This is a genomic window from Diaphorobacter sp. JS3051, from assembly GCF_015832135.1.
GTDB lineage: Bacteria > Pseudomonadota > Gammaproteobacteria > Burkholderiales > Burkholderiaceae_C > Diaphorobacter > Diaphorobacter nitroreducens.
Genome location: NZ_CP065406.1, coordinates 2,356,961 through 2,378,317, shown reverse-complemented (window position 1 = coordinate 2,378,317; position 21,357 = coordinate 2,356,961). Strand labels below are relative to the sequence as shown.

20 protein-coding genes and 1 pseudogene are annotated in these 21,357 nt (G+C 66.7%); 15 read left to right on the top strand and 6 right to left on the bottom strand.

Features of this window, described 5'->3' with window-relative positions; all coding sequences use genetic code 11:
* The first annotated feature begins 8 nt into the window (after positions 1–8).
* From I3K84_RS11390 to I3K84_RS11365, 6 genes and pseudogenes are all read left to right on the top strand, one after another.
* Positions 9–3,161, top strand: coding sequence for an efflux RND transporter permease subunit (locus I3K84_RS11390; RefSeq protein ID WP_196994530.1), 3,153 nt, complete (start codon positions 9–11; stop codon positions 3,159–3,161).
* Positions 3,158–4,576 (top strand): efflux transporter outer membrane subunit, encoded by a 1,419-nt coding sequence (locus tag I3K84_RS11385; protein ID WP_159597435.1) that lies wholly within the window; start codon positions 3,158–3,160, stop codon positions 4,574–4,576. Before I3K84_RS11390 ends, I3K84_RS11385 begins: the two co-directional genes overlap by 4 nt.
* Before the next feature lie 84 nt (positions 4,577–4,660).
* Positions 4,661–5,338: an HAD family phosphatase gene (locus I3K84_RS11380; RefSeq protein ID WP_011803793.1), complete on the top strand. Its 678-nt coding sequence runs from the start codon at positions 4,661–4,663 to the stop codon at positions 5,336–5,338.
* Positions 5,339–5,611: 273 nt separating this feature from the next.
* Entirely contained in the window at positions 5,612–5,941 is a 330-nt protein-coding gene (locus tag I3K84_RS11375; RefSeq protein ID WP_088888622.1) for a KGG domain-containing protein, read from the top strand.
* Between the two features lie 212 nt (positions 5,942–6,153).
* A complete protein-coding gene (locus I3K84_RS11370; RefSeq protein ID WP_196994529.1) occupies positions 6,154–6,615 on the top strand; it encodes a hypothetical protein in 462 nt (153 codons plus the stop codon).
* A 64-nt stretch (positions 6,616–6,679) separates the two neighbouring features.
* Positions 6,680–7,844, top strand: a pseudogene (locus I3K84_RS11365) (zinc-dependent alcohol dehydrogenase).
* A gap of 132 nt (positions 7,845–7,976) precedes the next feature.
* Here I3K84_RS11365 and I3K84_RS11360 read toward each other — a convergent pair.
* The 5 genes from I3K84_RS11360 to I3K84_RS11340 form a co-directional block, all read right to left on the bottom strand.
* Positions 7,977–8,486 (bottom strand): DUF4142 domain-containing protein, encoded by a 510-nt coding sequence (locus tag I3K84_RS11360; RefSeq protein ID WP_172205556.1) that lies wholly within the window; start codon positions 8,484–8,486, stop codon positions 7,977–7,979.
* A gap of 126 nt (positions 8,487–8,612) precedes the next feature.
* Entirely contained in the window at positions 8,613–9,380 is a 768-nt protein-coding gene (locus I3K84_RS11355; protein ID WP_011803798.1) for a class II glutamine amidotransferase, read from the bottom strand.
* Between the two features lie 48 nt (positions 9,381–9,428).
* The gene (locus I3K84_RS11350) at positions 9,429–9,602 is read right to left on the bottom strand and encodes a 4-oxalocrotonate tautomerase (protein ID WP_196994528.1); all 174 of its coding nucleotides are present in this window, start codon (positions 9,600–9,602) and stop codon (positions 9,429–9,431) included.
* A gap of 23 nt (positions 9,603–9,625) precedes the next feature.
* Positions 9,626–9,862: a cysteine-rich CWC family protein gene (locus tag I3K84_RS11345; RefSeq protein WP_196994527.1), complete on the bottom strand. Its 237-nt coding sequence runs from the start codon at positions 9,860–9,862 to the stop codon at positions 9,626–9,628.
* A 106-nt stretch (positions 9,863–9,968) separates the two neighbouring features.
* Positions 9,969–12,170 carry a malate synthase G gene (locus I3K84_RS11340; RefSeq protein WP_196994526.1) on the bottom strand — a complete coding sequence of 734 codons (2,202 nt, stop codon included), beginning with the start codon at positions 12,168–12,170 and terminating at the stop codon, positions 9,969–9,971.
* A 226-nt stretch (positions 12,171–12,396) separates the two neighbouring features.
* Here I3K84_RS11340 and I3K84_RS11335 point away from each other — a divergent pair, with 226 nt between their 5' ends.
* From I3K84_RS11335 to I3K84_RS11325, 3 genes are all read left to right on the top strand, one after another.
* Positions 12,397–13,335 (top strand): LysR family transcriptional regulator, encoded by a 939-nt coding sequence (locus I3K84_RS11335; protein ID WP_135148174.1) that lies wholly within the window; start codon positions 12,397–12,399, stop codon positions 13,333–13,335.
* Positions 13,336–13,426: 91 nt separating this feature from the next.
* Complete coding sequence (locus I3K84_RS11330) at positions 13,427–14,011, top strand: DUF3016 domain-containing protein (RefSeq protein WP_196994525.1); 585 nt, start codon at positions 13,427–13,429, stop codon at positions 14,009–14,011.
* 39 nt (positions 14,012–14,050) lie between these two features.
* Positions 14,051–14,506 (top strand): DUF2214 family protein, encoded by a 456-nt coding sequence (locus tag I3K84_RS11325; protein ID WP_196994524.1) that lies wholly within the window; start codon positions 14,051–14,053, stop codon positions 14,504–14,506.
* Between the two features lie 100 nt (positions 14,507–14,606).
* On the opposite strand, the gene I3K84_RS11320 is transcribed toward I3K84_RS11325, so the two are convergent.
* A complete protein-coding gene (locus I3K84_RS11320) occupies positions 14,607–14,939 on the bottom strand; it encodes a PsiF family protein (protein ID WP_196994523.1) in 333 nt (110 codons plus the stop codon).
* Between the two features lie 125 nt (positions 14,940–15,064).
* Here I3K84_RS11320 and argS point away from each other — a divergent pair, with 125 nt between their 5' ends.
* From argS to I3K84_RS11290, 6 genes are all read left to right on the top strand, one after another.
* Positions 15,065–16,768, top strand: coding sequence for an arginine--tRNA ligase (argS, locus tag I3K84_RS11315; protein WP_196994522.1), 1,704 nt, complete (start codon positions 15,065–15,067; stop codon positions 16,766–16,768).
* A gap of 12 nt (positions 16,769–16,780) precedes the next feature.
* Positions 16,781–17,407 carry an SPOR domain-containing protein gene (locus I3K84_RS11310; RefSeq protein WP_196994521.1) on the top strand — a complete coding sequence of 209 codons (627 nt, stop codon included), beginning with the start codon at positions 16,781–16,783 and terminating at the stop codon, positions 17,405–17,407.
* 58 nt (positions 17,408–17,465) lie between these two features.
* The gene (locus I3K84_RS11305) at positions 17,466–18,116 is read left to right on the top strand and encodes a thiol:disulfide interchange protein DsbA/DsbL (protein ID WP_011803808.1); all 651 of its coding nucleotides are present in this window, start codon (positions 17,466–17,468) and stop codon (positions 18,114–18,116) included.
* A gap of 173 nt (positions 18,117–18,289) precedes the next feature.
* Positions 18,290–18,949, top strand: a complete 660-nt coding sequence (gene lptA / locus I3K84_RS11300) for a lipopolysaccharide transport periplasmic protein LptA (RefSeq protein WP_041838776.1) — start codon at positions 18,290–18,292, stop codon at positions 18,947–18,949.
* 23 nt (positions 18,950–18,972) lie between these two features.
* Complete coding sequence (gene lptB, locus I3K84_RS11295; protein WP_088888621.1) at positions 18,973–19,725, top strand: LPS export ABC transporter ATP-binding protein; 753 nt, start codon at positions 18,973–18,975, stop codon at positions 19,723–19,725.
* 52 nt (positions 19,726–19,777) lie between these two features.
* On the top strand, positions 19,778–21,355 hold the full coding sequence (locus I3K84_RS11290; RefSeq protein ID WP_135148076.1) for an RNA polymerase factor sigma-54: 1,578 nt from the start codon (positions 19,778–19,780) through the stop codon (positions 21,353–21,355).
* Positions 21,356–21,357 lie beyond the last annotated feature (2 nt).

Below are 21,357 nucleotides of genomic sequence, written 5' to 3'. Positions count from 1 at the left end.
GAAGCACGATGTCCAAGTTTTTTATCAACCGCCCCATTTTTGCGTGGGTGATCGCCATCGTGATCATGTTGCTGGGGGTGCTGGCCATCAAGGGCCTGGCCATCAGCCAGTATCCGAACGTGGCGCCGCCTGCGATCAGGATTTCGGTGACCTACCCCGGCGCATCGGCGCAGACCGTGCAGGACACGGTGGTGCAGGTGATCGAGCAGCAGCTCAACGGCCTGGATGGCCTGCGCTACATCACCTCGGCATCCGAGTCAGACAGCTACATGCAGATCGTCGTGACCTTCGAGCAGGGCACCGACCCCGACATTGCCCAGGTGCAGGTGCAAAACAAGCTGAACCTGGCCACGCCCATGCTGCCGCAGGAAGTGCAGCAGCAGGGCATTCGCGTGGCCAAGTACCAGATGAACTTCATGATGGTCGTGGGCCTGGTGTCCGAAGACGGGCGCATGAACTCCGAAGACCTGGCGGACTACATTGCCTCCAACATCCAGGATCCGGTCTCGCGCACCAAAGGGGTGGGCGACTTCACGCTGTTCGGCGCGCCCTACGCCATGCGCATCTGGCTGGACCCTGCCAAGCTCAACGCACACCAGCTCACGCCCACCGACGTGATTGCGGCCGTGCAAAGCCAGAACGTGCAGATTTCTGCCGGCCAGCTGGGCGGCTTGCCCACCATCAACGACAAGGTGCAGCTGCAGGCCACGGTACTGGGCAAGACCCGCATGAAGACGGCGGACGAGTTCCGCGAAATCATGCTCAAGGTGCGGCCCAACGGCGCGCAAGTGCGCCTGAAAGACGTGGCTGACGTGCAGCTGGGCGGGCAGTTTTCCAGCATCTCGGGCAAGTACGACGGCAAGCCCGCCTCGGGCCTGGCGCTGCGCCTGGCCACCGGCGGCAACGTGCTCGAATCCATCGCCGCCGTGCGCGACACCATTGCCCAGCTGGAGCCCAACTTCCCGCAGGGCGTGAAGGTGGTCTATCCGTACGACACTTCGCCCGTGGTGCAGGTGTCGATCGACTCGGTGATCAAGACCCTGCTCGAAGCCATCGTGCTGGTGTTCCTGGTGATGCTGCTGTTCCTGCAAAGCATACGTGCCACCATCATCCCCACGCTGGCCGTGCCGGTGGTGCTGCTGGGCACCTTCGGTATCTTGCTGGCGGCGGGCTTCACCATCAATTTGCTGACCATGTTTGCCATGGTGCTGGCGATTGGCTTGCTGGTGGACGACGCGATCGTGGTGGTCGAGAACGTCGAGCGCCTCATGCACGACGAGCACCTGTCGCCCAAGGAGGCCACGATCAGGTCCATGGGCCAGATTTCTGGCGCGCTGGTTGGTATCGGCGTGGTGATTTCGGCCGTGTTCGTGCCCATGGCGTTCATGGACGGCTCCGCCGGCGTGATCTACCGCCAGTTCGCCATCACGATTGCGGCGGCCATGTCGCTGTCGGTGCTCGTGGCGCTGATCTTCACGCCTGCGCTGTGCGCCACCATCCTGAAGGCGCCCGTGCCGGGCAAAAAGCCCGCCCGGTTCTTCGCCTGGTTCAACCGGGTGTTCAACGCCAGCGCCAGCGGCTATGCCGTGGGCGTGGAGGGCATCCTCAAGCGCAACAAGTGGTTTTTGCTGATCTACGTGCTGCTGCTGGCGGGCCTGGTAGCGTTGTTTGCCCGCATTCCCACGGCATTTCTGCCAGAGGAAGACCAGGGCACGATGATGGTGCAAGTCCAGTTGCCATCGAACGCCTCGGCCGCGCGGACCGACCAAGTGCTGCAGACCGTGAGCCAGCACCTGCTGGAGAACGAGAAAGACACCGTCCACAGCGTGATGGCCGTGAACGGCTTCAACTTCGCCGGTCGCGGTCAGAACTCTGGCCTGTTGTTTGTCGAGCTGAAACCCTTTGACGAACGCAAGGGCGCGCACCAGCACCTGAAAGCCCTGTACGGCCGCACCTGGGGCTTTGTCAGCCAGCTCAACGACGCCATGATCATCCCGATCATGCCGCCGGCCATCATCGAGCTGGGCAACGCCACTGGCTACGACTTCTTCCTGCAGGACAACGGCGGCGTGGGCCACGAGGTGCTGATGCAGGCGCGCAACCAGATGCTGGGCATGGCCGCGCAATCGCCCAAGCTGGCCCTGGTGCGCCCCAACGGCCTGTCGGACGAGCCGCAGTACCAGATCGAGATCGACGAAGAGAAGGCGCGCGCGCTCAACCTCAATCTGGCGGACATCAACGCCACCATGTCGATTGCCTGGGGCTCGGCCTACATCAACGACTTTATCGACCGCGGCCGGGTGAAAAAGGTGTTTTTGCAAGGCAAGGCCGACGCCCGCGTGGGCCCGGAAGACTTTGCCAAATGGTATGTGCGCAACAACCTCGGCAAGATGGTGCCCTTCAGCGCCTTTGCCACCGGCAAATGGGTGTACGGCCCCGCCAAGCTGGAGCGCTACAACGGCGTGCCTGCCCTGCAGATCGTGGGCAGCACCGCCCCTGGCGTGAGCACCGGCGAAGCCATGGCCATCCTGCAAGACATGGCCAAACAGCTGCCCCCGGGTGTGGATCTGGTGTGGACCGGCCTGTCGTACGAAGAAATCAAGGCCGGCGACCAAAGCGCGTGGATCATGGCCTTGTCCATGCTGGTGGTCTTTTTGTGCCTGGCCGCCTTGTACGAGAGCTGGTCCATCCCGTTCTCGGTGATGCTGGTCGTGCCCCTGGGCATTTTGGGCGCGGTGCTGGCCACACTGGGCCGTGGGTTGACCAACGACGTGTTCTTCCAGATCGGCATGATCACCACCATGGGCCTGGCGGCCAAGAACGCCATCCTGATCGTGGAGTTTGCGCGCGAGCTGTATGAAGACGAAGGCAAACCGCTGTTCCAGGCCGTCGTGGAGGCCGCCCGCCTGCGCCTGCGCCCCATCGTCATGACGTCTCTGGCATTTGTGCTGGGCGTGGTGCCGCTGGCCATTGCCACGGGCGCGTCCAGTGGCAGCCAGCACTCCATTGGCACCAGCGTGGTGGGCGGCACCCTGGCGGGCACCTTCCTGGCCATCTTCTTCGTGCCGCTGTTCTTTTATGTGATTGCCAGCATCACCCAGCGCTTTCGCAAGGCCCGGCCTGCGGCGCCCGTGACCCCTATCCAGGAGAAAACCGCATGAAACTGCACACCCTGACCGGCGCCATCGCGCTGGCGGGGCTGTTGAGCGCCTGCTCCATGGTCCCGAAGCACCAAACCCCCGCCGCCCCCGTGCCTGCCGAATGGCCGCAGCCCGCAGCGGGCAGCACCCAGGCGGCAGCGCCGGTGAACTGGCAACAGTTCTTTGGCAATGCGCAGCTGCGCACGCTGATCGAGCTGACGCTGGACAACAACCGCGACCTGCGCGCCGCCGCGCTGAACGTGCAGGCCTTCCAGGCGCTGTACCGCATCCAGAAGGCCGACAGCCTGCCCACCATAGGCGCCGAGGCTGGCGGCTCGCGCCAGCGCGTGCCCGCCGACGTGGCCGGCACGCCGCAGGCGGTCACCGCCAGCACCTACAGCGTGGGGCTGGGCATGGCCGCGTACGAGCTGGACCTGTTCGGCCGCGTGCAAAGCCTGAATGATCAGGCGCTGCAAAACTACCTGGCGATGGACAGCACCCGCAAGGCCACGCAGCTGAGCCTGGTGGCCGCCACCGCCAGCGCCTGGATGACCTGGCAGGCCGATCAGCAGCTGCTGGACGTGGTCACGCGCACACTGGCCGCCAATGAGCGGGCGCTGGACCTGATCGTGGCGCAGGTGGACAACGGCATTGCCACCGACCTGCAGCGCCACCAGGCGCAAACCGCGGTGGACAGCGCCCGCGCCCAGCACGCCCAGTTCACCCGGGCGGTGGAGCAAGACCTGAACGCGCTGCAGGCCCTGGTGGGCGCACCGCTGCCCCCATCGGTACTGCAGACCCGGGTGGGCATTGCAGACTGGCAACTGGCGCAGCTGCCCGTGGGCCTGCCGTCGCAGGTGCTGGCCCAGCGCCCTGACATCCTGGCGGCCGAGCAGCAACTGCGGGCCGCCAACGCCAACATCGGCGCTGCGCGCGCGGCCTTCTTTCCGCGCATCGCCCTGACCGCCAGCGTGGGCACGGCCAGCAGCGACCTGTCGGGCCTGTTCAACGGCGGCTCGGGCGCCTGGAGCTTTGCGCCGCAAATCAGCATCCCGCTGTTCAACGCGGGCCGGCTGGCGGCCAACCTGGACTACGTCACGCTGCAAAAAGACATGCGTGTGGCGCAATACGAAAAAGCCATCCAGACGGCGTTCCGCGAAGTGGCCGATGGCCTGTCGGCACGCCACACCTTTGTGCGCCAGCTGCAGGCCAACCAAAGCCTGGTGCAGGCCTCGGGCAAATACCTGGATCTGGCCCAGCTGCGCTACGACGCCGGCGTGGAGGGCTACCTGACCGTGATCGACGCGCAGCGCAACCTGCTGAGCGCCGAGCTGGGCGCGGTGCAGACCGGGTTGCAGCAGGCGTTGAGCGAAGTGCAGCTGTTCAAGGCCCTGGGCGGCGGCATGCTGGTGGCTGATGCGCAGCCCGGCGCCTGATAGTCACCCGGCCCGCCCGGCCGGTTGCGCCGCGCTGCACGGGCCGACAGCCCGGCGCGCGGCAGGTCTGCGATCATCCGCTCCATGACCTTTGAAGCCATTTTGTTTGACTGCGACGGCGTGCTGGTGGACAGCGAGCCCATCACCAACGGCGTGCTGTGCCAGATGCTGGGAGAAGCCGGCTGGCAACTGTCGCCCGACGAGTGCATGCGCCTGTTTATCGGCAAAACCGTGCGCAGCGAAACCGCCCGCATCGAAGCCGAAACCGGCCGCCCGCTGACCGACGCCTGGATGGCCGAGTTCTACGCCCGCCGCAACGCCCGCCTGCAGACCGAACTGGTCGCCATTGCCAACGCCCCCCAGGCCGTGCATGCGGTGCATGCGCTGCTGCAGGGGCGCATTGCCTGCGCATCGGGCGCCGACCGCTTCAAGGTCGAGATGCAGCTGACCCAGGTGGGCCTGGCGCCGTACTTTGCCGGCCGCATCTTCAGCGGCCACGAAATGCCCGCCACCAAGCCCGCGCCCGACGTGTACCTGGCAGCCGCCGCATCGGTCGCCGTGCCGCCCGCGCGCTGCCTGGTGGTGGAAGACACGGTCACGGGCGTCATGGCCGGGGTGGCAGCGGGCGCCACCGTCGTGGGCTACAGCCCGTCGCCCGTGGGCCACGGCTCGCCCGATGCCCTGCGCGCCGCCGGCGCCCTGCAGGTGATGACCGATATGGCCGAGCTGCCTGTGCTGCTGCAGGCGCTGCGGGGGTTGTGAGTCAAAAGTGGCCTCAGTCCCTACGAAACAAGCGCGAGCAGCTATCAATAACGTAGTGCTTTCGCGTCCTGCCAACGGGCATTTCGACCCCCGCCAGCCGCGCCACATTCCCCAGCCCTTGTTCCCAAGGGCTTTTTTGTTCCCACCGTCCATTCGTCAAGCCGCGCCTACGGACGGGTAGTCCCTAGCCTACGGTTGGCCCTTTGCAGTCCCCCGACAGTGAACTTCACACGGCAGTTTCCGTGTGACTTGTTCAACTTACCGGAGATGGAAATGGCAAACACCAATCAGGGCAACCAGAACCAAGGCAACCGCAATCAGAGCCAGGGGAGCCGGGACAACAACCAAGGGCAGTCGGGCTCGGGGCGCGGATTTGCCTCAATGGACCCCGACCGCCAGCGCGAGATCGCCGCAGAGGGGGGCCGTGCAGCGCACGCTTCGGGTAACGCTCACGAGTTCACATCGCAGGAAGCCCGCGCCGCGGGAGCCAAGAGCCATGGCGGCGGGGGCAACAACGCCTCTTCCGGCTCGGGCAATACCCGGGGCGGCAGCAGCGAGCAGCAGGCGCGCGCCGGCAGCCAGAGCCACAAGAACGACCGTTGACGTCTGGCACGGGACCGGAGGCCCGCAGTAGGCAGGGCCTTCGATCCAGCCGGTGTCCCGCGCGGGTCGGCACGCGCGCTTGAGCCCCAAGCTGTCAGCCATATAAGCGTGCTCCTACATCCCATACGAGGGCATGTCCGCAGGATGAGACGTTTCAAACGTGATCGAACTCTGGTGGATACAGCATCTGGTCCGCTCCCATAGGACTACCCATGACCACATCAACTCCCCATCCCTGGGGAACGAATCTGCAAAAAGCCCAGACCTTTCAACCGGACTGGGACAGTTACGTCGTCACGAAGGTCAAGCATGTGCGGGCGGCCTTGCTCTCCGGCATCGACACCTTCAGCGCGGAGGGCTTCACCGTGCCCATGGCCACCGGCTTCATCGAGCTGACGGGGATGCGCGCCGGGTCCTTCCGCACGTTTCTGAAGATCGGGTTTTCCGAGTCCAACCGCGTCATGCTGCCGACGTTCCAACTGGTCGATAACGCCGCGGTGGGAAGGCTGATCCTGCCTTCTCCCTGCTTTGGCTCCGCGCTCCAGTTCGTCAACAGTCCCATGGCCCATTTCAGCATCGGCGGCGATGGTCGCCGCAACGCGTTGGCCACGGACGTCACGCTGTTGAACAGCGCATTGATCGAAGCCGGCGAACCCGAAGGCATGGAAATCTGAAACCCCGGCGCACAGCCCGGCGCGCCGTGCGCCCGGTGACCCCAGCCATTGACGGAGTGATCGCATGAAAGCTCTCACCTACCAAGGCGCCAAGGACGTGCGCGTGGAAGACGTGCCCGACCCCATGCTGCTCGCACAGGACGATGTGCTGCTGCGCGTCACTGCCACGGCCATCTGCGGCTCGGACCTGCACATCTACCGCGGAAAGATTCCTGGCATGAAGGATGGCGACATCCTCGGCCATGAATTCATGGGTATCGTGGAGGATGTGGGCCCTGCAGTGACGGCGCTGCGCACTGGTGATCGCGTGGTGGTGCCGTTCGTCATCGCCTGCGGGTCCTGCTTCTATTGCGACAAAACCCTGTTCGCGGCCTGCGAGAACACCAATCCGGGACGCGGCGCCATCCTCAACAAAAAAAACGCCACCGCGGGTGCAGGGCTGTTCGGCTACAGCCACCTCTACGGCGGTTACCCCGGCGGGCAGGCCGAGTACGTGCGGGTGCCGCACGGCAACGTCGGGCCGCTGAAGGTGCCCCAGGTGCTGAGTGACGAGCAGGTGCTTTTCCTGTCCGACATCCTTCCCACCGGCTACCAGGCGGCGGTCAATGCACAGATCGGTCCGGGCTCTTCTGTGGCGATCTTCGGCGCGGGACCGGTGGGGCTGATGAGCGCCCTGGCGGCGCGCTTCCTTGGCGCGGAGCAGGTCTTCATGGTGGACCACAACGAGTACCGGCTGCAGTTTGCCCAGGCCACGTACGGCGTGGTGCCCATCAACTTCGACAAGGACGAGGACCCGGCCGAAACCATTCTCTCGGCCACGGGTGGGCACGGCGTGGACGCCACGATCGACGCCGTAGGATTCGAGGCCAAGGGCAGCGCGCTGGAGACGGCGCTCACCGCCGTGCGGCTGGAGGGTTCCAGCGGCAAGGCGCTGCGCCAGTGCATCGCCGCGACGCGCCGCGGCGGAGTCCTCAGCGTGCCCGGGGGTCTATGCCGGCTTCATCCACGGCTTCCTCTTCGGTGACGCCTTCGAGAAGGGGCTGCCCTTCCGCATGGGGCAGACGCATGCGCAAAAGTACATGCCCCAGTTGCTGGAACACATCGCCAACGGCCGCATGCGGCCGGAGGTCATCATTTCCCACCGCATGAAGCTTGCCGATGCCGCGCGCGGCTATGAAATCTTCGAGAAGAAGGAAGAGGAGTGCCGCAAGGTGGTGTTGACGCCCTAGCGCGCTGCTACCCGCGCGTGCTGCTGCCCGCGTACGGTGAGGTCGGGCCAGGTTGGGCAGGCCACCGGCCGTCGGAGTCAGTCATCGCCTCCCTCACGCGGGTGGCGATGCGGCCACCCATGGGCCGGGCCTTCATCGCTTGATGGAAACCGCCAGGTCTTCGGCGTGGTCCTTGTGTGCCCTGAGTTTCGGCAGCGCCTTGAGGGCGAAGCTCTGGATCTCCGGATCGTCTGCGTCTTTGCCGGCCGCCTCGAACAGCGCGATATCGTTGCGGTGGTCGTTAAGGCCAACCTGCGAGAGGAATTCCTGGTCGAATTTCTGGGCCTTGGCGAGCTGGTCCAGCTGCTTTTGCTTGTCGCCGGGGAGGGTGGTGGGCAGCGCGACGCCCTTGCGCGCCGCCAAGGCCCGGAGTTCGTCGTTGGCGGCGGTGTGGTCCTTCACCAGCATCGCGCCAAACGATTTCACTTCGTTGGCCGTAGCGCGGTTCTGTGCAAGCTTGCCGGCTTGGACCTCGTAGAGCCCGCCGGTAGCGGCCTGCGTCAGGAATTCGCGGTCTTTCGTGCTGGCATCGGCATGGGCCGCTGCGGCGAGCACCAGCCCGCAGGCTGCGGTCACCAGCCTGGCGGTGCAGATCTTTGGCATGGCTGTCCCCCTAGAAAAAAGGGCCAGTATCCGGACGGCACTGCGAAGGGGCTGTCGGCCCGTGCAGGAGGGGTGGGTCAGCCGTCTCCTACCGCCACTGCGGGGCGGCTGCGCCGGCCGGGGCGCTCAGGCGGCCTGGCACTGGCCGTCCACGAACACCCGCATCTCCCCCGACTGGAAGGCAGTCCATTGCTCGTTGGAGGTCAGCGGCGCCGTGACGACCACGGCCACCTTGTCGTTGGGCGTGGTGTGGGCGGAAAAGTCCACGCGCAGGTCTTCATCGCACAGCTGGGCTTGCGAGAACGGGTGGCGGCGTTCGATGTAGTACAGGTGGGTGGACGCGTGCGCCCACAGCGCCTGCCCGTTGGACAGCAGGAAGTTGAAGGTGCCGTGGGGCGCAATGCGCGCCGCCAGCTCGCGCAGCGTGAGGGTCAGCTCCTCGATGCTCGGCATGCCCGCGTGGGACTTGCTCAGCTCTTGCATCAGCCAGCAGAACACATGCTCGCTGTCGGTGGTGCCGACCGGGTGGAAGTGCGCGTGCAGGCGCGGACGGAAGTCCTTGAGGTCGCCGTTGTGCGCAAACACCCAGTAGCGCCCCCACAGCTCGCGCACGAAGGGGTGGCAGTTTTCCAGGCTCACCACGCCCTGGGTCGCCTTGCGGATGTGGGCGATGACGTTGCGGCTCTTGATGGGGTAGCGGCGGATCAGCTCCGCCACGGGTGAATCGGTGGCACGCTCATGGTCCACGAAGTGGCGCAGCCCGCGCCCCTCGAAGAAGGCGATGCCCCAGCCGTCCGTGTGGTCGGCCGTGTTGCCGGCGCGTTGCGCAAACCCCGTGAAGCTGAAGGTCACGTCGGTCGGCGTGTTGGCATTCATGCCAAGGAGCTGGCACATGGGCGATCGGCCTGTGGTGTGTTGGAGGGCGGCTTACTGCCGGTCCAGTCAGAGCTTGCCGCCCGTGGCCCAGTTCTCGCGCTTCACGTCCGTGATCAGGATGTCCACCGACTCGGGGGAGCCCCCCAGGATTTCGACGGACACGCGCGTGATCTCCTCGACCAGCTTGCGCTTTTGCTCGACGGTGCGGCCTTCCATCATCTCGATGTGGTACGTGGGCATGGTGTTGGGATTCCGGTTGGGGTTTAGGGACGGGGAAGGATAGGCGCCGGGGCCTGCGGCGCAGCGGGCTCTTCGCGGGCACACAGCGGGCAGATGCACGCGCGGCCGCGCGCCTCGGCGGGCAGGCGCGCCAGCGCGTCGCGCGAAACGCTCTCGTGCATGCACCAGCATTGCTGCGCCGGCAACCCGGCGGCCACGGCACAACCGTTGGATTGGCCGCACAGCGGGCAGTGCGTGGTGGTGGGAGCGGCGGTGGGCATGGGGGAGAGTGTACGAAAGCACAACGGCACCCGTGGGTGCCGTTGTGGTCAAAATGGCCCCTGGCGCCCGTCCATCAAGCGCTAGCAGCTATTGTTTGAATAGCAATCAAGCCTTCTTCTGCGCGGCCTTCACCTTCTGGCGCCAGGCGTGCAGCAGCGGCTCGGTGTAGCCGCTGGGCTGCTCTACGCCCTTGAACACCAGGTCGCAGGCGGCCTGGTAGGCCATGGACTCGGCAAAGCGGCCGTGCATGCGCTGGTACAGCGGGTCGCCGCCGTTTTGCTGGTCCACCTTGGCGGCCATGCGCTCGAACGTGGCGCGCACCTGGCCTTCTGTCACCACGCCGTGCAGCAGCCAGTTGGCCACGTGCTGGCTGGAGATGCGCAGCGTGGCGCGGTCTTCCATCAAGCCGATGTCGTTGATGTCCGGCACCTTGGAGCAGCCCACGCCCTGGTCGATCCAGCGCACCACGTAGCCCAGGATGCCCTGGATGTTGTTGTCCAGCTCCTGCTGCTTTTCGGTCTCGCTCCAGTTCGGGTTGCTGCTCACGGGTACGGTGAGCAGGCCGGTCAGCAGGTTGTCGCGCTCGGCGTCGGCGTCCACCTTGAGCAGCTCGGCCTGCACGGCGGCCACGTTGACCTGGTGGTAGTGCAGCGCGTGCAGCGTGGCGCCCGTGGGGTTGGGCACCCAGGCGGTGTTGGCGCCGGCCTTGGGATGGGCAATTTTCTGCTCCAGCATGGCCTTCATCAGGTCGGGCGCGGCCCACATGCCCTTGCCGATCTGCGCGCGGCCGGACAGGCCCATGGACAGGCCCACCAGCACGTTGTTGCGCTCGTAGGCCTGGATCCAGGCGCTGCTCTTCATGTCGCCCTTGCGGATCATGGGGCCGGCCTGCATGGCGGTGTGTATCTCGTCGCCGGTGCGGTCCAGGAAGCCGGTGTTGATGAAGGCCACGCGCGCCGTAGCGGCGGCAATGCAGGCCTTCAGGTTCACGCTGGTGCGGCGCTCTTCGTCCATGATGCCCAGCTTCACGGTGTTGGCGGGCAGGCCCAGCACCTGCTCCACGCGGGCGAACAGCTCGTTGGCAAACGCCACTTCGGCCGGGCCGTGCATCTTGGGCTTGACGATGTAGACGCTGCCCGTGCGGCTGTTGCGGATGCCACCCGCGCCACCCTTGAGGTCGTGGATGGCGATGGCCGTGGTGACCATGGCGTCCAGGATGCCCTCGGGGATCTCCTTGCTCTCGGCACCCCACAGGATGGCGGGGTTGGTCATCAGATGGCCCACGTTGCGCACGAACATCAGCGAGCGGCCGTGCAGCTTCACGGGCTTGCCGTCGGCGCCGGTGTATTCGCGGTCGGGGTTCAGGCCGCGCGTGACCTGCTTGCCGCCTTTGTCGAAGGTGTCGGTCAGCGTGCCCTTGAGGATGCCCAGCCAGTTGCTGTAGCCCAGCACCTTGTCCTCGGCGTCCACGGCGGCCACGGAGTCTTCCAGGTCCAGGATGGTGGACAGCGCGGCTTCCACCACCACGTCGGCCACGCCGGCGGCGTCGCCCTTGCCGATGGGGGTGTTGCGGTCCACGCGGATGTCGATGTGCAGGCCGTTGTTCACCAGCAGCACGGACGATGGCTCGGCCGCATTGCCCTGGTAGCCCACGAACTGGGCCGCGTTCTTCAGGCCGGTGGTGGCACCGCCCTGGAGCGTGACGGCCAGCGTGCCGCCCTCGAGCCTGTAGGCCGTGGCGTCCTTGTGCGAGCCGCTGGCCAGCGGGGCCGCCTGGTCCAGGAAGTCGCGTGCGAATGCGATGACCTTGGCGCCGCGCACGGGGTTGTAGCCCTTGCCCTTCTCGGCGCCGCCTTCTTCGCCGATCACGTCGGTGCCGTACAGCGCGTCATACAGCGAACCCCAGCGCGCGTTGGCGGCGTTCAGGGCGTAGCGTGCGTTCAGGATGGGCACCACCAGCTGCGGGCCGGCCTGGATGGCCAGCTCGGCATCCACGTTGGTGGTGGTGGCCTGCGCGCCCTTGGGGGGCTCGACCAGGTAGCCGATCTGGCTCAGGAAGGCGCGGTAGCCTGCCATGTCCTGGATAGGGCCCGGGTTGGCCTTGTGCCAGGTGTCCAGTTCCTTTTGCAGGCGGTCGCGTTCGGCCAGCAGGGCCGCGTTCTTGGGCGCCAGGTCGGCCACGAGGGCATCGAAGCCCTTCCAGAAGGCTGCCGGCTCGACGCCGGTGCCCGGCAGCACCTGCTCGTTGATGAAGGCGTGCAGTTCGTTGGCCACCTGCAGGCCGTGGACGTGGGTACGTGCGGTCATGAGAAACCCCCTAGCGGTAATTGAAAAGCCGTGGCCCATGGCGGAGCCTTGCATGCCACTGTATTGGAAATATTTCCATTAATAAATCGCGCACATATCTCTTAACCAATGACTTTTTTGCAAAGGTTGGCACACTCCGCATGGGGAGTGCGGTGCATGCTTTCATGAAATTGATAGCTGCTTGCGCTTGCTGTATAAGGCTTGGAGCCTGATTTGGCTTGTATTCATGGACAAACTCAAAGCGTTCGAGTCATTCGTGTCGGTGGCCACGCGGGGCAGCCTCACCGCCGCTGCCAAGGCCGAGGGCGTGGCCCCGGCCATCATGGGGCGGCGCCTGGACGCGTTGGAGGAGCACCTGGGCGTGAAGCTGCTGGTGCGCACCACGCGGCGCATCTCGCTCACGCACGAGGGCAGCGCCTTTCTGGAGGACTGCCAGCGCCTGCTGTCCGATGTGGCCAACGCCGAGGCCAGCGTATCCGCCGGCGGCGTGAAGGCCACGGGGCATCTGCGCGTCACTGCGCCCGCGGGCTTTGGCCGGCGCCATGTGGCGCCCCTGGTGCCGCGCTTTCATGACCTGCACCCCGAGGTGACCCTCTCGCTGAACCTGAGCGACCGCGTGGTGGACCTGGCGGGCGAGGGCTACGACTGCGCCGTGCGCGTGGGCGACCTGCCCGACTCGTCCCTGGTCAGCGTGCGCATGGCGGACAACCGTCGCCTGTGCGTGGCCACGCCCCAGTACCTGCAGCGGCGCGGCACACCCACCCACCCGGGCGAGTTGGCCCAGCACGACTGCCTGACCCTCTCCAGCGATGCCTCGCAAACGCGCGGCTGGGCGTTTCGCGTGCCGGTGGCCGGCGGCGCTGGTGCCACTGAGGTCGTGCACTTCAAGCCCGGCGGGCCCCTCGATTGCTCCGACGGCCAGGTACTGCACGACTGGTGCCTGGGCGGCTGGGGCATCGCCTGGCGCAGCACCTGGGAGGTAGAGTCCGAGATCGCGGCCGGCCGCCTGGTGGCGGTGCTGGAGGAGTTCGCCGCGCCGCCCAACGGCATCTATGTCGTCTTTCCCCAGCGCAAGCACCTGCCGCTGCGCGTGCGGCTGTGGATCGAGTACCTGAAGCACCATTACGCGCAGCCCGAATTCTGGGCACGGCCCGCCTCTGTCTGACATGAACGCGGGGCACAATGCCGCGGCATTCCTCCCGCCCGGCCCCCATCATGCCGGGGCCGTACGCACGGCCCACCGTACAGGAGCTTTCATGCGCATTCCCGTTCTTTCTGTTCTCCCCGCGTTGCCCGCCGCTCGCTGGATGCTGGCCGTTATGGCGCTGGCCCTGGTCGCCGGCTGCGCCTTGCCCGCCCGGCACGCGGAAACCACGCCGCGCGCCCACGGGGTGCCGGCCGGCATGGTCAGCGTCACCTACGCCGATCCGGCCAGCTTTGCCGAGGCGCGCGAGCAAACCCCGCACGAGCCCGCCGTGGCCCGGCGTGCCTGGATGGATGCGCTGTGCGAACACCTGGCCGAGCGCGTGGCCGCAGCCTTGCCGGAGGGCGAGCGCGCGGAGGTGCACATCACCGACGTGCGCCGCGCCGGTGCATTCGAGCCCGCGGCGCGGGCCACCGCCCAGGCGGTGCGCGTGGTGCGCGACGTGCATCCGCCGCGCATCGCGCTGGAGTTCAAGCGCCTCTCGCCTGACGGCCGTACCTTGGCCGAAGGCAGTCGCACGCTGCCGGGCTTGGCATTCCAGATGCGCGGGGACCGCTATCCTGGCGACAAGCTGCGCCACGAAAAGACGCTGATCGACGATTGGGTGGCGCAGGAGTTCTCCGCGCGCCGCCCATGACCTGTGCGCGCCGCGCGTACCTCTGCCGAAAGGAAACCTGTGACCACCGAAGCCCTGCTCGCCTATGCCCACATCATGGCCTTCCTCATGGCCGCCACCTTCCTTGCCAGCGAGACCGCGCTGTGCCGCAAGGAGTGGATGAACGCGGCCGCAGTCGAGCGGCTGGCGCGGGTGGACATGCTGTACGGTATCTCGGCGCTGCTGGTGCTGGCCACCGGGCTGGCGCGCACCTGGTGGGGCATGAAGGGCGGGGCGTGGTACTGGTCGCAGCCGCTGCTGCATGCCAAGGTCACGTTGTTCGTGGTGATCGGGCTGATGTCCATCGTCCCGACCATGCGTTTCCTGCGCTGGCGCCGCGCGGTGCGCGCCGGCGGCGCGCTGCCCTCGGATGACCAGGTGCGCAGCACGCGCCGTCTGGTGATGATCGAGGCCCATCTGCTGGCGCTGATTCCGCTGTTGGCCGTCTTCCTGGCACGCGGCGTGGGCACGCGCTGAGCGCTGAGGGAAGGGCAAAAAAAGAAACCCCGCGGGCGGCAGGCGCGCGGGGTTTTCTCGTGCAGGCCCGATGGGCGGGCCCGTGCGGTGCGTCGGTCCTTTAGCTGGCCGCGCCGCTCAGGCACTCTTTCATGAAGGCCTTGCGGGCGTCGCCCTTGAGGTTCTTCGCAACGGCGTCCGCGTTACAGCTCTTCATCTTGTCCTGCTGGGTGGACGCCTTGTTGCCGCTCAGGCACTCCTTCATGAAAGCTTTGCGTTCGTCGCCCTTGAGGTTCTTGGCGCCGGCGTCGGCATTGCAGGTCTTCATGCGCGTCTGCTGCGCCGTGGGCGCCTTGGCGGGGGCAGAGGCGCCGGTCGCGGGGGCGTCCGCAGCGTGTGCGGCGAACGAAAGGGCAAAGCCGGCAGCGGCCAACAGGGGAAGCAGTTTCTTCATGTAATGCTCCTGCAAAAAAGGAAAAGGTGAATGCGCCCGTCGGCAACGCAGTGCCCCACGGGCCACCCAGCATAACGCCGGGCGGTCACGAATGGATGACGGGTCGGCCCGTAGAATCCGCCCCCATGCTCTCCGTCAAACAGGAATTGCTCGCGGCGCTGGCCGACGAGCTGGAAAAGGTGTCGCCCGGCGCAGGCAGCCGCGCGGCCTTCGAATCTCCCAAGGTCGCTGCCCATGGCGACCTCGCGTGCACGGCCGCCATGCAGCTGGCCAAGCCCCTCAAGCAGAATCCCCGCGCACTGGGTGAACAGCTACAGGCCGCGCTGGAGGCCACGCCCGCGTTCCAAAAATGGGTGCAGGCCATCGAGATCGCCGGCCCCGGTTTTCTGAACATCCGCCTCAAGCCCGCCGCCAAGCAGCAGGTGGTGCACGAGGTGCTGGCGCAAGGCGCGCAATATGGCTACCAGCCGGCGCGCGGCGAGAAAGTCCTGGTGGAGTTCGTCTCCGCCAACCCCACCGGCCCGTTGCACGTCGGTCACGGCCGCCAGGCCGCCATCGGCGACGCCATCAGCCATCTGTACGCCACCCAGGGCTGGAGCGTGCACCGCGAGTTCTATTACAACGACGCGGGCGTGCAGATCGACACCCTCACCAAGAGCACGCAACTGCGCGCCAAGGGCTTCAAGCCGGGGGATGACTGCTGGCCCACCGACGCGGACAACCCGCTGGCCAAGAATTTCTACAACGGCGACTACATCCAGGACATCGCCGACGCCTTCCTCGCCAAGGCCACCGTCCAGGCCGATGACCGTGCGTTCACGGCCAATGGCGATGTCGAGGATTACGAGAACATCCGCCAGTTCGCCGTGGCCTACCTGCGCAATGAGCAGGACAAGGATCTGCAGGCCTTCAACCTCCAGTTCGACCAGTACTACCTGGAGTCCAGCCTCTACGCCAACGGCCATGTGGACGCTACCGTGCAGCGCCTCGTCGCCAACGGCAAGACCTACGAGCAGGACGGCGCGCTGTGGCTCAAGTCCACCGACTACGGGGACGACAAGGACCGCGTCATGCGCAAGCAGGACGGCACGTACACCTACTTCGTGCCTGACGTGGCCTACCACATCCAGAAGTTCCAGCGCGGCTTCACCAAGGTGGTGAACATCCAGGGCACGGACCACCACGGCACCATCGCGCGCGTGCGCGCCGGCCTGCAGGCGGCGGACGTGGGAATCCCCCAGGGCTACCCCGACTACGTGCTGCACACCATGGTGCGCGTGGTGCGCAATGGCGAGGAGGTCAAGATCAGCAAGCGCGCCGGCAGTTACGTGACGCTGCGCGACCTGATCGAGTGGACCAGCAAGGACGCGGTGCGTTTCTTCCTGCTGTCGCGCAAGCCCGACACCGAATACACCTTCGACGTCGACCTGGCAGTGGCGCAGAACAACGACAACCCCGTGTATTACGTGCAGTACGCCCATGCGCGCATCTGCTCGGTGCTGCGCGGCTGGCGCGAGGACTACGACGTGGCCGCGCTGCGCGATGTGGACCTGTCGCCGCTGGAAGGCCCGCAGGCCCAGGCGCTGATGCTGCTGCTCGCCAAGTATCCCGAGATGCTCACCGCGGCCGCGGCCGGCAATGCGCCGCACGACGTGACGTTCTACCTGCGCGACCTGGCTGCCGCCTACCACAGCTATTACGACGCCGAGCGCATTCTGGTGGACGACGAGACCGTCAAGCAGGCGCGGCTGGCGCTCGTCGCGGCCACGGCGCAGGTATTGCACAATGGATTGGCGGTGCTGGGCGTGTCTGCGCCAGCCAGAATGTAAGTGACCACTGATATGAAGAAACAGCAACGCGGCGGCACCATCGTGGGCTTCATCCTCGGGGTGATCGTGGGCCTGGGAGTCGCGCTGGCCGTGGCCGTGTATGTGACCAAGGTGCCCGTGCCCTTCCTGAACAAGAGCACGCCGCGTGCGTCCGAGCAGGACGAGGCCACGAAGAACAAGAACTGGGACCCCAACGCGCCGTTGTACGGCAAGAACCCTGTGCGCCCCGCTGCGCCGGCTGCCGCTCCCGCGTCCGACACCGCGACCGCCGCAGCCCTGCCTGCGTCGGGTCCGCGGGCGGCGGCCAGCCGGCCCGGCGCGGCACCGACGTCGGCCGACCCGCTGGGCGACCTGGCCCGCGCCAAGGCCAACGCGGCGCCCGCTCCCGCGACCAGTGCCGATCCTTTCGAATACTTCGTGCAGGCGGGCGCGTTCCGCACCCAGCAGGATGCCGATGCGCAGCGCGCCAAGCTGGCCATGCTGGGCTGGGAGGCGCGCGTCAGCGAGCGTGAGCAGAACGGCCGCACGGTGTTCCGCGTGCGCGTGGGCCCGTTCGGCAAGCGTGACGACGCCGAGTCGCTGAAGGAAAAACTCGATGGCGCGGGGGTGGAGTCCGCGCTGGTCCGGGTGCAGCGCTGAACTTTTGCCCGCGCTGGCGCTCACAACCCTCCATGCTGTCCAGGAGTGATCCCAACCTATGAAACGCCGTGAGTTTTCTCTGACCGTCGCCTCCGCGGCCACCGCCCTGAGCCTGCCGCTGGCGGCGCCCGCATTGGCGCAAGGCCGCCAGTTCAAGGAAGGCAAGGACTACGTCAAGCTGGGCAAGCCCGTCGCAACCGAGGCACCTGCCGGGAAGATCGAGGTCATCGAGTTCTTCTGGTACAGCTGCCCGCACTGCAATACGTTCGAGCCTTCGCTGGAGGCCTGGATCAAGTCGGCGCCCAAGGACCTGCACATCCGCCGCGTGCCCGTGGCGTTCAATGCGAGCTTCGTGCCGCAGCAAAAGCTCTACTACGCGCTGGAAGGCATGGGCAAGCTGCCCGAGCTGCATGCGAAGGTGTTCCGTGCGGTGCACGTGGAACGCCTGCCGCTGAACAAGGACGAGCTGATCTTCGACTGGATCGGCAAGCAGGGCGTGGACGTGGCGAAGTTCAAGGAGGTCTACAACTCCTTCACCGTATCCAACCAAGTGCGTAAGGCGTCGCAGCTGCAGGATGGCTACCAGGTCGAAGGCGTTCCCTCCATGGGAGTGGCCGGCCGCTACTACACCGACGGCACCATGGCGGGCAACATGCAAAGCGTGCTGCAGGTGGTGGAGCACCTGGTTGGCGTAGCGCGCAAGGGCTGAAGCGCCCCGCCGCCACCAGCGACAAGCGCGCCTACGGGCGCGCTTTTTTCATGCCTGCGCACCGGTTGGCGCGGCGGCATGACAGCCGGTGGCAGGCCTGTACGGGTTGATGCGATCCACTGCGGCGGCGGCGCGCTTGCGTCAGTACAATGACCGCAAGATTCGTGCCCTCTATGAGAACCCGATTGCCCTTCCTCCTCCTGTCCCGCGCCGCAGCGCTGGCCCTGGCGCTGGCCGCATCGCCGCTGGTGCATGCCGAAAAAGCCGACCGCAACAAGCCCATGAACATCGAGGCCGATGCCCTGCGCCACGATGAGCTCAAGCAGACCAGCGTTTTCACCGGCCGTGTCGTCATGACCAAGGGCACCATCGTGCTGCGCGGCGCGCAGCTGGAGGTGCGCCAGGATGCCGACGGCTTCCAGTACGGTGTGGTGACGGCCGAGCCGGGCAAGCGCGCTTTTTTCCGGCAAAAACGTGACACCGCGCCGGGCGCGCCCGACGAGTTCGTCGAGGGCGAGGGCGAGGTCATCGAATACGACGGCCGCGCCGACGTGGTGAAGCTCATCCGCCGCGCCGAGCTGCGCCGCTACCGCGAGGCCACACTGACCGACGAGCTGGCCGGCGCCCTCATCGTCTACAACAACCTCACGGACGTGTTCACCGTGGACGGGCAGAAGACCGCGCCCGCCGGCGCCACTGCCGGCACGCCGGGCGGCCGGGTGCGGGCGGTGCTCGCGCCCAAGGAGCCTGCCTCGGGCACCAGCGCCACGCCGCCCGTGCGCACCGAGCCGCCCGCGCTGCGTACCAGCCCCAGCCTGGACGGCGCAAAGTGAGCGCGGCCTTGGACGATGCGCGCATGAGCGAAGGCGTCAGCCGCCTGGAGGCGCTGCACCTGGAGAAGTCCTACGGCAGCCGCAAGGTGGTCAAGGACGTGTCCGTGGTCGTGCAAAAGGGCGAGGTGGTGGGCCTATTGGGCCCCAACGGCGCCGGCAAGACCACGTCGTTCTACATGATCGTCGGCTTGGTGCGCAGCGACGGCGGCCGCATCAGCATCGACGGGCAGGACGTGACGGACATGCCCATCCACCGGCGCTCGCGGCTGGGCCTGTCGTACCTGCCGCAGGAAGCCTCGATCTTTCGCAAGCTCAATGTCGAAGACAACGTGCGCGCGGTGCTGGAGCTGCAGACCGACGAGGCCGGCCGCACCCTGCCGCGCGCCGAGGTGGAGCGGCGCCTGACCGCGCTGCTGCAGGAGCTGCGCGTGGACCACCTGCGCAAGTCGCCTGCACTGGCGCTGTCGGGCGGCGAGCGCCGGCGCGTGGAGATCGCGCGCGCGCTGGCCACGCAGCCGCGCTTCATCCTGCTGGATGAGCCCTTTGCCGGCATCGACCCGATCGCCGTGATCGAGATCCAGCGCATCATTGGCTTTCTCAAGGCGCGCGGCATTGGCGTGCTGATCACCGACCACAACGTGCGTGAGACGCTGGGCATCTGCGACCACGCCTTCATCATCAGCGACGGCCAGGTGCTGGCTCAGGGTACGCCGTCGGACATCGTCGACAACGCGGAAGTGCGCCGGGTGTACCTGGGCGAGCACTTCCGCATGTGAGAGTGATGGGCGACCACGGCGCGATGCAGGACCAGACAGTGGGTTGCAGGCCATGAAGCCCGGCCTGTCGCTGCGCGTCTCGCAGCACCTGGCGCTCACACCGCAGTTGCAGCAGTCGATCCGCCTGCTGCAGCTGTCCACGCTGGAGCTGGCCCAGGAGGTCGAGCAGATGCTCGACGAGAACCCCTTCCTGGAGCGCACGCTGGAAGAGGCCCCGCGCGAGGAGTTCGGCCTGGCCCAGGCCGATGCGCCGGTGAGCGAGCAAGACCGCGAAGCCGAAGATGCTATTTATTCAGGAGCTGTCAGCGCAGGACAGGAAAGCGCTACAAGCCAAAATGATGCAGAAACCTCCACCGCCGAATCCACGGCCGAACCCGCGGACTGGGAAGGCGACGGCTCGGTAGACCTGGCGCCCGACGACAGCGAGTGGGGCGGCGACGCTCCGGCACGCAACGGTGCCGGCGCGGGGAGCGACGACGAGGTGGACGCCACCGAGCTGGCCCGCAGCCAGGAGTCGCTCACGGCCTTCCTGCACCGCCAGGCGCTGGCGCTGCGCCTGTCCGAGCTGGACATGGCCGCGCTGCGCTTCCTCATCGAATCGCTGAACGACGACGGCTACCTGGACGAGTCGCTGCAGGACCTGGCCGCCAGCCTGGCGGGCACCGAAGACCCCGAGCAACTCGATGAATTGGTGCACCGCTTCACAGTCGCGCTGCGCCTGCTGCAAAGCCTGGAGCCCGCGGGCGTGGGCGCGCGCGGCCTGGCCGAATGCCTCACGCTGCAGCTGCGTGCGATGGACCAGGACGAAGAGGGCGACCCCGACGTGATCCAGGCCGCGCTGGCCATTTGCGGCCAGCCGCTGGACCTGCTGGCCAAGCGCGACGTGCGCCGCCTGGCGCAGGCCTGCGGCACCAGCGAAGAGCGCACGCGTGCCGCGATGGCCTTGATCGCACGGCTGGAGCCACGCCCGGGCAGGCGCTTTGCCGACGTGGACCGCAACATCATCGTGCCCGACGTGATCGTCAAGAAAACTGGCCGCGGCGGACAGCAGAACTTCAGCGTGCAGCTCAACCCGGACGTGATGCCGCGTCTGCGCGTGCACGACATCTACGCCGGTGCGTTGCGCGGCGGCCGTGGCGAAGGCCACCAGGCGCTGCAGGCACGGCTGCAGGAGGCGCGCTGGTTCATCAAGAACATCCAGCAGCGTTTTGACACCATCCTGCGCGTGTCGCGCGCCATCGTGGAGCGGCAGAAGAACTTCTTCGTGCATGGCGAACTGGCCATGCGCCCGCTGGTGCTGCGCGACATTGCCGATGAACTGGGCCTGCACGAGTCCACCATCAGCCGCGTGACCACCGCCAAGTACATGGCCACGCCGCAAGGCACCTACGAGCTCAAGTATTTCTTCGGCTCGGGGCTGGGCACCGAAACCGGCGGCAACGCCTCCAGCACGGCCGTGCGCGCGCTCATCAAGCAGTTCATCGCGGCCGAGAACCCGCACAAGCCGCTGTCGGACAGCCAGATCGCCGAGATGCTCAAGGAGCAGGGCATTGAATGTGCGCGCCGCACCGTGGCCAAATACCGTGAGGCGCTCAAGATCGCCCCGGCCAACCTCCGCAAGGCACTTTGAAC

Excerpts from the sequence above, each read along its gene's own strand:
- I3K84_RS11390 (WP_196994530.1), top strand. The coding sequence starts at position 9 with ATGTCCAAGTTTTTTATCAACCGCCCCATTTTTGCGTGGGTGATCGCC.
- I3K84_RS11385 (WP_159597435.1), top strand. The coding sequence starts at position 3,158 with ATGAAACTGCACACCCTGACCGGCGCCATCGCGCTGGCGGGGCTGTTG.
- I3K84_RS11380 (WP_011803793.1), top strand. The coding sequence starts at position 4,661 with ATGACCTTTGAAGCCATTTTGTTTGACTGCGACGGCGTGCTGGTGGAC.
- I3K84_RS11375 (WP_088888622.1), top strand. The coding sequence starts at position 5,612 with ATGGCAAACACCAATCAGGGCAACCAGAACCAAGGCAACCGCAATCAG.
- I3K84_RS11370 (WP_196994529.1), top strand. The coding sequence starts at position 6,154 with ATGACCACATCAACTCCCCATCCCTGGGGAACGAATCTGCAAAAAGCC.
- I3K84_RS11360 (WP_172205556.1), bottom strand. The coding sequence starts at position 8,486 with ATGCCAAAGATCTGCACCGCCAGGCTGGTGACCGCAGCCTGCGGGCTG.
- I3K84_RS11355 (WP_011803798.1), bottom strand. The coding sequence starts at position 9,380 with ATGTGCCAGCTCCTTGGCATGAATGCCAACACGCCGACCGACGTGACC.
- I3K84_RS11350 (WP_196994528.1), bottom strand. The coding sequence starts at position 9,602 with ATGCCCACGTACCACATCGAGATGATGGAAGGCCGCACCGTCGAGCAA.
- I3K84_RS11345 (WP_196994527.1), bottom strand. The coding sequence starts at position 9,862 with ATGCCCACCGCCGCTCCCACCACCACGCACTGCCCGCTGTGCGGCCAA.
- I3K84_RS11340 (WP_196994526.1), bottom strand. The coding sequence starts at position 12,170 with ATGACCGCACGTACCCACGTCCACGGCCTGCAGGTGGCCAACGAACTG.
- I3K84_RS11335 (WP_135148174.1), top strand. The coding sequence starts at position 12,397 with ATGGACAAACTCAAAGCGTTCGAGTCATTCGTGTCGGTGGCCACGCGG.
- I3K84_RS11330 (WP_196994525.1), top strand. The coding sequence starts at position 13,427 with ATGCGCATTCCCGTTCTTTCTGTTCTCCCCGCGTTGCCCGCCGCTCGC.
- I3K84_RS11320 (WP_196994523.1), bottom strand. The coding sequence starts at position 14,939 with ATGAAGAAACTGCTTCCCCTGTTGGCCGCTGCCGGCTTTGCCCTTTCG.
- argS (WP_196994522.1), top strand. The coding sequence starts at position 15,065 with ATGCTCTCCGTCAAACAGGAATTGCTCGCGGCGCTGGCCGACGAGCTG.
- I3K84_RS11310 (WP_196994521.1), top strand. The coding sequence starts at position 16,781 with ATGAAGAAACAGCAACGCGGCGGCACCATCGTGGGCTTCATCCTCGGG.
- I3K84_RS11305 (WP_011803808.1), top strand. The coding sequence starts at position 17,466 with ATGAAACGCCGTGAGTTTTCTCTGACCGTCGCCTCCGCGGCCACCGCC.
- lptA (WP_041838776.1), top strand. The coding sequence starts at position 18,290 with ATGAGAACCCGATTGCCCTTCCTCCTCCTGTCCCGCGCCGCAGCGCTG.
- lptB (WP_088888621.1), top strand. The coding sequence starts at position 18,973 with ATGAGCGAAGGCGTCAGCCGCCTGGAGGCGCTGCACCTGGAGAAGTCC.
- I3K84_RS11290 (WP_135148076.1), top strand. The coding sequence starts at position 19,778 with ATGAAGCCCGGCCTGTCGCTGCGCGTCTCGCAGCACCTGGCGCTCACA.